At 68.7% G+C, this 13,206-nt stretch carries 14 protein-coding genes; 11 read left to right on the forward strand and 3 right to left on the reverse strand.

All coding sequences use genetic code 11. The features are described from left to right. The first annotated feature begins 43 nt into the window (after positions 1-43). Positions 44-1,312 carry a TetR/AcrR family transcriptional regulator gene (locus tag ACFV2O_RS12765; protein ID WP_379251928.1) on the forward strand — a complete coding sequence of 423 codons (1,269 nt, stop codon included), beginning with the start codon at positions 44-46 and terminating at the stop codon, positions 1,310-1,312. 254 nt (positions 1,313-1,566) lie between these two features. Here ACFV2O_RS12765 and ACFV2O_RS12770 read toward each other — a convergent pair whose 3' ends face one another. Next, entirely contained in the window at positions 1,567-3,093 is a 1,527-nt protein-coding gene (locus tag ACFV2O_RS12770) for an aldehyde dehydrogenase family protein (protein WP_356964898.1), read from the reverse strand. A 365-nt stretch (positions 3,094-3,458) separates the two neighbouring features. On the opposite strand from ACFV2O_RS12770, the gene ACFV2O_RS12775 reads away from it, so the two are divergent. The 3 genes from ACFV2O_RS12775 to ACFV2O_RS12785 are packed head-to-tail and all read left to right on the forward strand — an operon-like array spanning position 3,459 to position 6,138. Then, positions 3,459-4,442: an ATP-binding cassette domain-containing protein gene (locus ACFV2O_RS12775; RefSeq protein WP_355076010.1), complete on the forward strand. Its 984-nt coding sequence runs from the start codon at positions 3,459-3,461 to the stop codon at positions 4,440-4,442. 35 nt (positions 4,443-4,477) lie between these two features. Further along, positions 4,478-5,263, forward strand: coding sequence for an ABC transporter permease (locus ACFV2O_RS12780; RefSeq protein WP_355076316.1), 786 nt, complete (start codon positions 4,478-4,480; stop codon positions 5,261-5,263). Then, positions 5,260-6,138 (forward strand): ABC transporter permease, encoded by an 879-nt coding sequence (locus ACFV2O_RS12785; RefSeq protein ID WP_356964876.1) that lies wholly within the window; start codon positions 5,260-5,262, stop codon positions 6,136-6,138. The genes ACFV2O_RS12780 and ACFV2O_RS12785 overlap by 4 nt, the downstream gene beginning before the upstream one ends. Positions 6,139-6,169: 31 nt before the next feature. Here ACFV2O_RS12785 and ACFV2O_RS12790 read toward each other — a convergent pair whose 3' ends face one another. After that, positions 6,170-7,366, reverse strand: a complete 1,197-nt coding sequence (locus tag ACFV2O_RS12790) for a lycopene cyclase family protein (protein ID WP_379251929.1) — start codon at positions 7,364-7,366, stop codon at positions 6,170-6,172. Between the two features lie 234 nt (positions 7,367-7,600). On the opposite strand from ACFV2O_RS12790, the gene ACFV2O_RS12795 reads away from it, so the two are divergent. The 3 genes from ACFV2O_RS12795 to ACFV2O_RS12805 are packed head-to-tail and all read left to right on the forward strand — an operon-like array spanning position 7,601 to position 10,340. Continuing rightward, complete coding sequence (locus tag ACFV2O_RS12795) at positions 7,601-8,608, forward strand: alpha/beta hydrolase (protein WP_379251930.1); 1,008 nt, start codon at positions 7,601-7,603, stop codon at positions 8,606-8,608. A gap of 16 nt (positions 8,609-8,624) precedes the next feature. Next, positions 8,625-9,560 carry a lipase family alpha/beta hydrolase gene (locus ACFV2O_RS12800; protein WP_379251931.1) on the forward strand — a complete coding sequence of 312 codons (936 nt, stop codon included), beginning with the start codon at positions 8,625-8,627 and terminating at the stop codon, positions 9,558-9,560. A 42-nt stretch (positions 9,561-9,602) separates the two neighbouring features. Continuing rightward, on the forward strand, positions 9,603-10,340 hold the full coding sequence (locus tag ACFV2O_RS12805; RefSeq protein WP_379251932.1) for an ATP-binding cassette domain-containing protein: 738 nt from the start codon (positions 9,603-9,605) through the stop codon (positions 10,338-10,340). On the opposite strand, the gene ACFV2O_RS12810 is transcribed toward ACFV2O_RS12805, so the two are convergent. After that, the gene (locus ACFV2O_RS12810) at positions 10,327-10,803 is read right to left on the reverse strand and encodes a hotdog fold domain-containing protein (protein WP_379251933.1); all 477 of its coding nucleotides are present in this window, start codon (positions 10,801-10,803) and stop codon (positions 10,327-10,329) included. The two genes, ACFV2O_RS12805 and ACFV2O_RS12810, sit on opposite strands and share 14 nt — an antisense overlap. Positions 10,804-11,238: 435 nt before the next feature. On the opposite strand from ACFV2O_RS12810, the gene rpsJ reads away from it, so the two are divergent. Genes rpsJ through rplW form a run of 4 tightly spaced genes read left to right on the forward strand, consistent with a single transcriptional unit; the run spans position 11,239 to position 13,197 of the window. After that, positions 11,239-11,544 (forward strand): 30S ribosomal protein S10, encoded by a 306-nt coding sequence (gene rpsJ, locus ACFV2O_RS12815; RefSeq protein ID WP_003938093.1) that lies wholly within the window; start codon positions 11,239-11,241, stop codon positions 11,542-11,544. A gap of 14 nt (positions 11,545-11,558) precedes the next feature. After that, positions 11,559-12,224 carry a 50S ribosomal protein L3 gene (rplC, locus tag ACFV2O_RS12820; protein WP_355076024.1) on the forward strand — a complete coding sequence of 222 codons (666 nt, stop codon included), beginning with the start codon at positions 11,559-11,561 and terminating at the stop codon, positions 12,222-12,224. Beyond that, positions 12,221-12,895 carry a 50S ribosomal protein L4 gene (gene rplD / locus ACFV2O_RS12825; protein WP_039795438.1) on the forward strand — a complete coding sequence of 225 codons (675 nt, stop codon included), beginning with the start codon at positions 12,221-12,223 and terminating at the stop codon, positions 12,893-12,895. Before rplC ends, rplD begins: the two co-directional genes overlap by 4 nt. Further along, positions 12,892-13,197, forward strand: coding sequence for a 50S ribosomal protein L23 (gene rplW / locus ACFV2O_RS12830; protein ID WP_011207266.1), 306 nt, complete (start codon positions 12,892-12,894; stop codon positions 13,195-13,197). The genes rplD and rplW overlap by 4 nt, the downstream gene beginning before the upstream one ends. Positions 13,198-13,206 lie beyond the last annotated feature (9 nt).

The following is a 13,206-nucleotide window of genomic DNA, read 5'->3' on the forward strand; positions in this document are numbered from 1 at the left end:
GTCGGGCGCTGTCAACCAGCGCCGCCGGAGAACGGAGAGGTGCATGGTCGCGGATCGCAGCGAGGTCGATCTCGCTCCCGCGCGCCCCGAACCGGGCAGGCGGGCGAGCGCTGAGGGCGTGCCGTCGGTGCGCCGCCGTCCGAAGGACCGCAAGGTACAGATCATCCGGGCGGCCGCCCGCGCGTTCAGCGAACGCGGGTACTACCCGGTCGGCGTGGACGAGATCGCCGCCGAGGTCGGCATCTCCGGTCCCGCCCTCTACCGGCATTTCACGAACAAGTACGCGTTGCTGGTCGCCGCCGCGGAGGAGGGCGCGCAACACCTGCTGAACGTCGCCGAGGGGGCCGACGACACTCGGCTGGACCCGGTGCGGCGCGCCGACGCGCTGATCCGCGCGATCAGCGAGCACACCGTCGACATCCGCCGCGAGGCCGGGCTCTACCGCTGGGAGCGGCGCTATCTCGAGCGGGACGACCGCGTCCGGATCAAGAAGATCTACGACGACCTGAACAACACCCTCGCGGCGCCGATCGCGCTGCTGCGACCCGAGGCGCCGCCCGCGGACGTGGCGATGCTGGCCGCGGGCGTGCTCAGCGCGATCGCCAGCATCGCCGCGCACCGCACCGCACTGTCGAGCGCTCGGCTGCTTCCGCTGTTGCGCCAGATGTCCTGGGCCATCCTGCGCACCGAACTGCCTCCCGCGCCGGCCGAGCCGGATCCCGGCCCGCACGTGCGCGGCATCCCGGTGACCTCCAAGCGCGAACAATTGCTCACCGAGGCCATCCGGATCTTCGGCAGGCAGGGGTATCACGAGGCGAGCATCGAGGAGATCGGCGCCGCCGTCGGCATCAACGCTTCCAGCGTGTACCGGTACTTCGCGAGTAAGGCCGACCTGCTCGCCGCGGCGTTCCACCGCACCGGCGACCGGCTGGCCATCGCGATCACCGAGGCGCTGGCCGAAGCCACGAGCCGGGCGGACGCCGCGCGCAACGTGGCCGACCGCTACGCCAAATTGAGTTTCGCCATGCCCGAGATCATGGCGGTGTACTACGCCGAGTTCGGCAACCTGCCGCAGGCCGAGCAGCACAAGCTGCGCGCCATCCAGCGGCAGAACGTGCTGGAATGGGCCAACCTGCTGGACGGCGACCCGGTGGAAGCGCGTTTCCGGGTGCACGCCGCCATCAGTCAGGTGATCGATGTGGGCAGGCTGATCCGATTCGATTCCCGGCCCGAGCAACTGGCCCGGGTCACCGCGCTGATGGACGCGGTGCTGCTCGCCGACAAGGCGCGCCCGGACGACGCCCGCCGTTAGCCCGCGCATGGCCGCAGCGGAGGTCGGAGGTACGCCGATAGGGTGCGGCCGTGCAGTGTCCGTGGTTGATCCGCGTATGGCCGCGGGGGAGGCCGGAGGTACGCCGATGGGGCGCGGCCGGGCAGTGTCCGTCGTTGATCCGCGTATGGCCGCCTCGGAGGTCGGAGGTACGCCGATAGGGTGCGGCCGTGCAGTGTCCGTGGTTGATCCGCGCATCGCCGCAGCGAAGGCGGAGGTACGCGTGGGCGCGCCGCTCAGGGGCGGCGGCCGTGCCGGATCCGGAAGATCGTTCTGGCCAGGCGGAGATGGCGCGGGTGCCGGTCGAACGTGGACAGATTCACCGGCGCCTGATACCGCTTGCGGGTGATGGCCAGGGTCCGGCTGAACTCTCGTAGTCCCTGGTCGCCGTGGCTGTGGCCCTGGCCGTATTCGCCCACACCGCCGAAAGGCAGCGCGGGAATGCCCGCGTACGCGGTCGAGGAGTTGATGGTCACCACCCCGGCGCGCAGTTGCTCGGCGAACGCCTCGATCTCGTGCACGTCCCTGGTGAACACCGACACCGCGACGTCGGTGCCCACCGCGTTGATCCGCTCGGCGGCCTCGTCCATGCTCGCCACCTTGTTCACGATGAGCACCGGGCCGATGCCCTCGCCGGTGATCGCGGTGCTCTCCTCCGGCACTTCGGCCAGCACGATCGGCTCGATGTAGGGATCGCGGATGGAGTCCAGCCCGCCGACGACCGCGCGGCCGCCGCGGGCCACCGCGTCGCGCACCTGCCTGCGCACCACTTCGATCTGTGACTCCATGATCATCGGGCCGTAGGACGCCTTCCGGTCCGCGCCCGGCCGCAGCTTGCGGGCCTGATCCGCGACCAGCTCCAGGAAGCGGTCGTAGACGGATTGGGCGACGTAGGCCCGTTGGATGCCGGTGGCGTTCTGCCCGGCGTTGGCCATCGCGCCGAACACGGCGGCCTCGGCGGCGTCGTCGAGTTTCGCGTCGACGTGCACGACCATGCTGCCCTTGCCGCTGCGCTCCACGACGACCGGCGTCATGGTCTGGGCGCACACCGAGATCACCTCGCGCGCACCGGCTTCGGAGCCGGCGTAGGCGATCTTGTCGACCTTCGCGCGGCACAGCGCGGTGCCGGTGGCCTTGTCTCCCGTAACCACTTGCAGCACAGGCTGGTTCGGTGCGAGCCGGGACCAGCTGTCGGCCAGCCACACGCCGACGCCGGTGGTCAGCTCGTGCGGCTTGAACACCACGGCGTTGCCCGCCGCCATCGCGTAGGCGATCGAACCCATCGGGGTGAACACCGGGTTGTTCCACGGGCCGAGCACGCCGACGACGCCCAGCGGCAGATACCCGACGGAGGCCCGCTGATTGCGGGTGAGCCAGTTGGAACCGATGCGCCGCCGGTCGAGTGCGCGGCCCGCGTTGCGCGCGGCCCAGTCGAGGTTCTCCACCGCGAGCATCACCTCGATCGCGGCGTCGGCTACCGGCTTCCCGGTCTCCTCGCACAGCAGTGAGACCAATTCGCCCGAGCGCCGGGCGATCTCGCGTTTCCAGTCCAGCAGCCACCGCTTCCGGCTGCTGAATCCGAGTTCGGCCCACCATTTTTCGGCGGAGCGAGCCGCTCGCACGGCGCGATTCAGTTCGCCCGCGCTCATCACGGCGTAGTTGCCGACGACCTCGCCGGTGCGCGGGTCATAGGACGTCAGGACGTTCGTTCGGCCCGTTCCTCCCGGACGCGCCGCCAACCGTGACTGCGCGGACTCGGCCATGATCACCTCTCGCAGTGTCGAAACCGGCGTGCGGACCGCTCAGCTGGGCCACATCCGTGGACGAGTGAGTGTTTTCCCCCGCAAAGCAGACTATGGTCTGGCGCAGCGGGCCGACAAGGCTCGGCCGCGGCCTCGGTGTCCGGATCGGATCGCGCTCACCAGCGCCGATTCTCCGCACGGCGAACGGGCGGCGGAAAATGTGAGTAAGGACACAATGGGCGCACGCTGGTGCGGGTACCTCACGCGACGCGGCAGCCCGGGCGATCGGGCCGGTAACATCACGCCGAGCGCGACGGATCACCAATCCGAGCGTGCGCCCGCGCTCGGGCGACCTGGTCGCCGTACCGGCCGATAGTGGAGAGTTGATGCCGAGTTCCAACCAAGCGGATTCGCATGCGAGTGAGCCTGCGGTCCGGGTAACGGACGTTCGCAAGTCGTTCGGCGATGTGCACGCACTGCAGGGCGTCAGCTTCGTCGCCGAACGCGCTTCCGTCCTCGGCATCCTGGGGCCGAACGGCGCGGGCAAGACGACCATGGTGAAGGTCCTCTCCACGCTGCTGCGTGCCGACTCCGGCACCGCCGTCGTGGCCGGGTACGACGTGTCGAAGGACCCGGCGGGCGTGCGCCGCTCGATCATGATGACCGGCCAGTACGCGGCGCTGGACGAGAACCTCTCCGGCCGGGAGAACCTCGAGCTGTTCGGCAGACTGATGGGCCTGGGCAAGTCCACGGCCCGCAAGCGCGCCGACACCTTGCTCGAGGAATTCGATCTGGTGAGCGCGGGCCGCCGGGCCGTGCGCCACTACTCGGGCGGCATGCGCCGCCGCGTGGACATCGCCTGCGGGCTGGTGGTGCGTCCCGAGGTGGTGTTCCTGGACGAGCCGACCACCGGCCTGGACCCGCGCAGCAGGCAGGGCGTCTGGGACCTGGTGACCGCGCTGAAGACACAGGGCATCACGGTGCTGCTGACCACGCAGTACCTGGAGGAAGCCGACGTGCTCAGCGACAACATCATCGTGATCGACAAGGGCACGGTGATCGCCGAGGGCACCGCCGACGAACTCAAGGAGAAGACCGGCGGCAGCTACTGCGAGGTCGTCCCGCTGGATCAGAAGAAACTGCGCACCGCCGCGTACGCCCTTGGCGACCTGGTGCCGCCCGCGGTGCTGGCCGACATCGACGGCGGCGACCGGCTGTCCATCCCGGCGCCGGAAGGCGCAGCCACGCTGACCGAGGCGCTGCGCAGGCTCGACAGCGCCGGTGTGGAGCTGGCCGACATCGCGCTGCGCCGCCCCTCGCTCGACGACGTGTTCCTGTCCATCACCGGCCACTCGGGCGGGCGAGCGTGACCGCTGCGACCGCCCCGGAGCACACCGAGGCCGAGGTGACGCTGTTCGCCGAGTTGCCCGCGGCGCGGCTGTCGTCGTTCGCGCAGTGGCGCGCGCTGACCGGCCGCATCGTCCGCACCATGGCGACCAAGGGCGAGCTGATCGTCGCCGCGGTCACGCCGCTGATCTTCACCCTCGGTTTCTATCTGCCGTTGCGCTACGTGATGAAGATCCAGGGCGTCGACTACGCCCAGTACGTCATGCCGATCATCGTGTTGCAGACCATGGCCTTCACCATGATGTCGAACGCGCAGCTGGCCGCGTTCGAGGCGATGACCGGCCTGAGTACCCGACTGCAGACCATGCCGATCGGCACGCTGGTGCCGTTCACCTCGCGCATCTGCGCCGGGCTGGTCCGGTCGGTGACCTCGCTGACCGCCGCGGTGCTGTTCGGGTACCTGATCGGTTTCCGCTTCGTCGCAGGCGTCGGGCAGGCCGTGCTGTTCTGCGCGTTCTCTCTCGCGGTCGGCACGGTGCTCGCGGTCGGCGCCGACGGGCTCGGCAGTCTGACCAAGAGCCCGGAGTCGCTGAGTCAGGCGCTGACGCTGCCGACGCTGATCTTCGGCATGCTCTCCTGCGGATTCGTGCCGGAACGCAACTTCCCGGAATGGATTCGCCCGTTCGTGCGCAATCAGCCGATCTCCCAGTTCTCCTTCGCGCTGCGCGACATGGCGGCCGACGGCGTGACCTGGCACGTGCTGTGGGTTCCGCTGGTGTGGTTGATCGGGCTGGCGGCGGTGTTCACCCCGTTGGCGATCTGGGCGAGTGTGAGGCGGTCATGAGTTCGGTGGAATCGACCGTGGAGCGCACCGCGCCGCAGACCGAGGTGTTCGAGGGACGCCCGGCCGAACCGCTGCCCGTCGTCCGGACGAGGCCGGAAGGCTCGCTGGTCACCTGGGTGGTGCAGAGCCTGATCCAGTGCAAGCGGCTGCTGCTGGTCTGGGCGCGTGATCCGGCGACGACCATCCAGACGCTGGTGTATCCCGCGCTCACCTTGGTGATGTTCTACATCGTGCTGAACAAGCCCGTCTCCGGGGCCACCGGCATGCCCGCCGTGTACGGCACGGTCCCGTTGTTGACGTTGGTCGCGGCGATGTCCGGCGCGGTGGTCAGCGCCCTCGGCTTCAAGACCGAGAAGATGACCGGGCTGCTCGGCCGGTTCTGGACGATGCCGGTGCACCGTGCGGCCGGATTCACCGGGCGGCTGCTCGCCGAGGCGATCCGTGTCCTGGTGACAACGGTGTTCGTCGTCGCGGTCGGTCTGCTGCTCGGTTTCCGCTTCGATCAGGGACCGGTCGCGGCGCTGGCGTTGATCGGCATCCCGGTGCTGTTCGGGGTGGCGTTCGCCGTCCTGGTCACCGCGCTTGCCACCGTGTCCGAGGGCGTGATGCTGGTGAACATCATCGGCATGATCAGCACCTTGCTGATGTTCTTCAACTCGGGTTTCGTTCCGGTTTTCGCCTACCCGATCTGGTTGCAGGACGTAGTGGCGCATCAGCCGATGAGTTGCGCGATCGATGCGATGCGCGGGTTGTCCTACGGCGGTGCGGTCGCCGACCCGCTGCTCGAGACGCTCGCCTGGACGCTCGGGATGATCGTCGTCTTCGCCTACCCGGCGATCAGGGGATACCGGCGGGCCGCGGAAACGGGGCCGTAGCCACCAGTCGTCACCGTGCGCCGGGTTCCGATCATCGGACCCGGCGTTCGGCGTCTTCGCGCGGTTCGGCGAACTCGTAATCCAGCCAGCGGTTCCGATTGGCCCAGCCGACCAGGTCGTAACGCCAGCGGAACGGCCAGGTGTGCGCGACCGTGCCGAACAGCACAGCGCCCAGCGCCGTGTAGTCGTCGTGCGCGGACAGCAGGGCGCGCTGACCACGCGGGGTGGCGCTGAAGAACGCGTCGAACATGGCGATGGACTGCTCGGTGGTGAGTCTGCCGAGGCCGTAGAGGCCGCGCATCCGCATCCGATACACCAGCCGTGCGCGCGGCGGCCACAGCGCGGCGATGGGGTCGCGCCCTTCCAACAGCGCGGTGATCGCGGTGTCGACCAGTGCCAGTGAGTCGGCGACGCTGTACCCGGTGCACGGGTGCATCATGCCGCCGCGCGAGCCGAACGCAATCGCGCGCGCCTTGCCGGTGCGTGGCGGCGGCTGGTCGAGTGGATAGTGCGCCGCCTCGCTCGGTTCGTCGCCGGCGAGGCGGATGCCGTGCGCGGCGAGGCGCGCGAGTGTGCGCTTGCGCAGTTCGTGCTGCGGCATGCCGCCCCGGAGGCCGAGACTGGTCTCCTCGAAGATCACCGTGCCGTCGCCGAGCGGCACCGCGTAGAGGAACGACGGCGGCTCGTCCGGGCCCGCGCCGTTCTCCGGCCGCCAGTCCAGCAGCAGGCCCTCGCCTTCGGCGATCATCGGCGCGGCCGCCTCGGCGTCGACGAAGATGCCGTGCGCGCTCGCCCCGCGGCGGCGTCCCAGCGGGGGCAGCCCACGGGCGTCGAACACCGCCGCCGCCCGGTGCACCGTGCCGTCGGCGAGTTCGACCTCGTGCGCGCCCACCCGCGTGGCGCGGCCCGCGACGACGGTGGCGTCATCGAGCGGTAGCGCCGCGCGCAGGCCGGGCTTGGACAGCACGCAGTAGGGACGGTCGATGCGATGCTCGGTCTTCGTCCACACTCTGGGCGCCGGGATGGTCGTCGCGACAGCCGTGGACGGCAGCCATTGCGGCAGCTCGTCCACCCAGCAGGAGAAGGTGGGCGGCCACAGCCGTTCGGGGCGCGGGTCGATCGCGGTCACCGACAGCCCCGCGATCATGGCGCGGTGCGCGAGCGCCCGTCCGGTGGGACCGAGCCCGACCACGCACACATCGACTTCCCGGTCCGCGCTGACACCCATAGGGGCATTCAATCCGGTGGGCCGACGGAAGCGCAACTATTCCACGCCTGCGAGCCCAAGGAATTCGGGTCTCGCTATTTCGGAATCGGATCGGTTCGAAACGGTGCGAATTCCGGTGCACGGGCATGCCCCCAGAATCGGTGGCCCAGCAACTTCAGTCGTGAAACGGCTCGGGACAGTCCATAGCCTGAGCTCGGAACGCGAGGCGTTCCGGGATTCGGGATAAGGGGAGTCATGAGAGGGAGCCACCTCCGCCGGTTGCTGCTGTCGGCGGTCGTCGCCGGCGCTGCGGCCGCATCGGCAATGGTCTCGGTGCAGGCCCAGGCCGCGCCCGCGGAGTCTTCTATTGTTTCCGTGCAGGAGCACAGTGCGCGGAACCTGACATTGACGGTGCATTCCGCTGCCATGGATCTCGATATTCCGGTGGAAGTGCAGCGCGCCGCGGACACCAGCGTTCCCCGGCCGGTGCTGTATCTGCTGCTCGGCGCGGCCGGTGGCATCGACGGCTCGACCTGGGCCACGAAGACCGACGCGATGCAATTCCTCGCGGACAAGAACGTGCACGCGGTCACGCCGATCGGCGGCATGTTCAGCTACTACGCGGACTGGGAGAAGGACGACGCCAGGTTGGGGCGCCAGAAGTGGCGGACCTTCCTGAGCCGCGAACTGCCTCCGCTGATCGACTCGTATCTCGGGACCAGCGGGCGCAATGCCCTCGCGGGGTTCTCGATGTCGGGGACCACGACACTCGCGCTCGCCGCGACCACGGGTGACCTGTACTCCGGCGTCGCCGCATACAGCGGTTGCGCGCAGACCAGCGATCCGGTCGGCCGTGAGTTCGTCCGGCTGACCGTCGAGGAATGGGGTCTCGCGGAACTGGACAACATGTGGGGGCCCGCGGGCGACCCGCAATGGGTGGCCAATGATCCCTACGTGCAGGCGGAGGGATTGCGTGGCAAATCCATCTACATCGCCAGTGGAAATGGCATCCCCGGCGTCTACGACCGATACGGCGGGAAATATTCGCTGAACGGTCCGTGGGGTTTCGCGAATCAGCTCGTCGTCGGCGGTGTGATCGAAGCGGCCACCAATTACTGCTCGCACAACATGAAAGACCGGCTGGACAGCCTCGGAATCCCCGCGCGATACAACTTCCGCCCGGAAGGCACCCATTCCTGGGGCTATTGGGAGGACGCGCTGAAGGATTCGTGGCCGACGCTGGCCGCTCCATTGGGAATCTGATCCGCGGGAATTCGAAATGACTGTTCGCACTCGGGCCGCGCGTGTCGTCGGCCTCGTGATGGCCGCTGCCTGTGTGGCGCTGTGCCATGCGCCGACCGTGGCCGCCGCCCCGGAGACACCGGCGCTGGACGGCGCCAACGACTGGTCTTGCCTGCCCACACCGGCGCGACCGGAGCCGGTGGTGCTCGTGCACGGCTCGGGCACCGATATCGGCCGCAGCTTCCCCCTGCTCGCGCCGGCCATCCGGGCCGAGGGACATTGCGTGTTCGCCGCGAATCTCGGCGCCGCGCCGGGTGTCGTCGACGCGGTGAGCGGGCAGACCGGCTCCAGCTCCACCGGCGTCGGGCCGATCGGCGCCGCACTGCTGGGACGTGTCGTCTACGGCGTGGCCGACATCGACCGGATGGCGGGCGAGCTCGCCGAAGTCGTGCGGGCGGTGCGGGAGACGACGGGCGCGAGGCGGGTGGCGCTGGTCGGCCACTCCACCGGCGGTACGGTGATCCGGCAGTATCTGCGCGCCCGCGGCGCGGAGGCGGTGTCCCAAGTGGTGACTCTCGGCACGCCGTATCGCGGCTCGACCTGGGCCGGGTTGCGCGGCAGCTATCCGGACCTGGCCGCGCTCGGCCTGGGCGACGCGCAGATCGCGGCCCAGGTCTTCGGGACTCCGGGCCAGCAGCAGGTGGTCGGGTCACCGCTGCTGAACCGGCTGAACGCGGGAGGCGAGACCGTGCCCGGTCTCCGGTACACGGCCATCGCGTCCCGCGCCGACCAGGTGATCACGCCGCAGGACACCGCCCTGCTCGCTGCGCCCGACCCAGCCGACCGCAACGTGTGGCTGCAGGACGGATGTCCTGCCGACGCGGCCGACCACAGCGGCATGCTGGAAGACCCACGCGCCACCGCCGCCGTTCTCTCCGCGCTCGCCGGGGATCGGCGAACGTTGCCCTGCTGAGCGCACCCTGGCCGGACCGGATCACGAAGATGGAGAACCTCGGTGAGTCTCGGCATTACTTGTAGCGGGCTGCGCCGCGAATTCGCCGGAGTCGCGGTGGTCGACGACGTGACCTTCCGCGCCCCCGCGGGCCGGGTCACCGCGGTCGTCGGGCCGAACGGCGCGGGCAAGACGACGCTGTTGTCGATGCTCGCCGGTCGGTTGCGGCCACATCGAGGGTGGCTCCGCGTGGAGGACGCGGATCCGAGCGCAGAGCCATGGGTGGTCCGCTCCCGGGTCGGCTGGGTCCCCGACGTGTACGAGAGCAGCGAGACCTGGTCGGTCGCGGAGGTCGTGCGGTTCTCCGCGAAGATCGCGGGCCACAGCGCGGACGCGGCCGATGAACTGGTCGATCGGGCAATGCATCTCGCGCGTTTGGCGGACTCCGCTTCCACGCCCGTTCTCCGTCTGTCCCGGAGTGACAAGAAGTGGCTCGGCCTGGCCAGAGCGCTGGCCGCGGGTACGACGGCACTCGTACTGGACAACCCGATGGCCGACTTGGACCACGACGGGCGTCGCTATCTGGCCGGAATGCTGCGAGCTCTCGCGCGCCAGGACATGACGATCGTCGTTTCTGCTTGTCTCGCCGACGATCTCGCCGGATGCGCGGAGAACATCCTGCACATCGATCATGGGCGACTCGTCGCGGGCGACGCATCGGTTCCGGCCCCGGTCGAACCTCGGACAGCTTTCGCGGGACCGGACGCGCGCGGCTCGCGGAGGCCGGCTACTTCGGTGTGACCCAGGTGGTGATGTCCGCGTGCACCACTTCCAGGCCGTGCTTGTCGTAGATCGACACCGGCACCACCAGCTCGCGCCCCTCGGTGATGCTCGCGAAGTCGGGGATCTCGGCCAGCCGCGCGACGGCCCGCAGCCCGGTCTCGGCTTTCGCCAGATATCGCACGTTCATCGCCTTGGGGATCCATCGGTGCGTGGCGGGCACGGTCGCCTCGCTGAGCATGCCCATCGCGACCTCGGCCAGATTGCACGCCGCGATCGCGTGGAAGGTGCCCAGATGGTTGTGGATGCCGAACCACTTCGGGGAGGTGACCTCGCACAACCCCGGTTCGAGCCGGACCACGTTCGGCAACACGGTGCCGAAGTAGGGCACCCGCGCCACCATCCCGAGCGAGAACAGGGCATGCCCCAGCCGGTTGTCCGGCAGCTTCTTCCAGCCGCGATAGGTCACGGTCTCTTTTGCCATGCGGCGTATCTTACTCAAAAGTAAGTTCGTGGCCAGCCCCACCGATTTGAAGTGACTCGCGGGGATCGTGCATACTGTTCGGGTTGCCTTGCACCGGGCCGTGTCTGTTTCCAGGTGAAACAGCTGGTCGGGCGGGGCGAGCAGTACCCCATCGAGTACCTCGCCGGGTTTCTGGCGTGGGTACGTCCGGGACAGTGTTCCAGGCCTGAGATGCATCGCGATCCGAGGCCGAGGAATGAGCGGACGGGCGACACGCCCGACCGCGTGTACCGGAGAACCATGACAGATGAACAGCGGCGAGGATCGGGCGTGCCCGGTCAGGGTCTCCACTGAGACGTCTTCGTGTGTTCGGGCTGTGCAAATGAGGGTGGTCCAGAGGACTGGTATAGCCGGGCTTCCGGACCACGAAGGAAAGCGGAGAAAAGGACACTTAGCGTGGCGGGACAAAAGATCCGCATCAGGCTCAAGGCCTATGACCACGAGGCGATCGACGCATCGGCGCGCAAGATCGTGGAGACGGTGACCCGCACCGGGGCACGCGTCGTCGGCCCGGTGCCGTTGCCGACCGAGAAGAACGTGTACTGCGTCATCCGTTCGCCGCACAAGTACAAGGACTCGCGCGAGCACTTCGAGATGCGCACGCACAAGCGGCTTATCGACATCCTCGACCCGACGCCGAAGACGGTGGACGCGCTCATGCGCATCGACCTGCCGGCCAGCGTCGACGTCAACATTCAGTGACGGGGACTCGAGACATGACTGACAACAAGAACAGGCCGGCCGCCGGCATCCTGGGCACCAAGCTCGGTATGACCCAGGTCTTCGACGACAACAACCGCGTCGTTCCCGTGACCGTCATCAAGGCCGGGCCGAACGTCGTCACCCAGATTCGCACCGTGGAGCGCGACGGCTACAGCGCCGTCCAGGTCGCCTTCGGCGCCATCGATCCGCGCAAGGTGACCAAGCCGGTCTCCGGCCAGTTCACCAAGGCCGGTGTCACGCCGCGCCGCCACGTCGCCGAGATCCGCGTCGCGGACGCCTCCACCTTCGAGGTCGGCCAGGAGATCAGCGCCGAGGTGTTCGAAGAGGGCAGCTACGTCGACGTCACCGGCACCAGCAAGGGCAAGGGCTTCGCGGGCACCATGAAGCGCCACGGCTTCCGTGGCCAGGGCGCCTCGCACGGTGCGCAGGCCGTGCACCGCCGTCCGGGCTCGATCGGTGGCTGCGCCACCCCCGGCCGCGTGTTCAAGGGCATGCGCATGTCGGGCCGGATGGGTAACGACCGCGTCACCACGCAGAACCTGTCGGTGCACAAGGTCGACGCCGAGAACGGCCTGCTGCTGATCAAGGGAGCGATCCCGGGTCGCAAGGGCGGCGTCGTGATCGTCAAGAGCGCCGTGAAGGGTGGTGCGCACGCATGACGAGCCTCGAGAAGAAGGCCAACCTGACGTTGCCGGTCAAGGAGATCGGCGGCAAGACCAACGGCACTGTCGACCTCCCCGCGGAGATCTTCGACGTGACCGCCAACATCGCGCTGATGCACCAGGTTGTCGTGGCCCAGCAGGCCGCGGCCCGCCAGGGCACGCACGCGACCAAGACCCGTGGCCAGGTCTCCGGCGGCGGCAAGAAGCCGTACCGGCAGAAGGGCACCGGTCGCGCCCGCCAGGGTTCGACCCGCGCGCCGCAGTTCACCGGCGGTGGCACCGTGCACGGCCCGCAGCCGCGCGACTACACCCAGCGCCTGCCCAAGAAGATGAAGGTCGCCGCTCTGCGTGGCGCCCTGTCCGACCGGGCGCGCAACGAGCGCATCCACGTGATCACCGAACTGGTGGCGGGCCAGACCCCGTCCACCAAGACCGCCAAGAGCTTCCTGGCCGAGCTGTCGGACCGCAAGAAGCTCCTGGTCGTGGTCGGCCGCGAGGACGTCGCCGCGTGGAAGAGCGTGGCGAACCTGCAGAACGTGCACCCGATCGCCCCGGACCAGCTCAACACCTACGACGTGCTCAACAGCGACGACGTGGTGTTCAGCGTCGAGGCGCTCAACGCGTTCGTGCACGGCCCGGCCGAGGCTGCACAGGAGGAGAGCAAGTGACCACCATCGCCGACCCCCGCGACATTCTGCTGGCGCCGGTCATCTCCGAGAAGTCCTACGGACTGATCGAGGAAGGCACCTACACCTTCCTGGTGCACCCGGACTCGAACAAGACGCAGATCAAGATCGCCGTGGAGAAGGTCTTCGGTGTGAAGGTGACCAGCGTCAACACCGCCAACCGTCAGGGCAAGCGCAAGCGGACCCGCTTCGGTTACGGCAAGCGCAAGAACACCAAGCGCGCGCTCGTGACCATCTCGGCCGACAGCAAGCCCATCGAGATCTTCGGAGGCCCGGTCGCGTAAGCGCCCGGG

This window comes from Nocardia sp. NPDC059691, from assembly GCF_042733915.1.
Taxonomy (GTDB): domain Bacteria; phylum Actinomycetota; class Actinomycetes; order Mycobacteriales; family Mycobacteriaceae; genus Nocardia; species Nocardia sichangensis.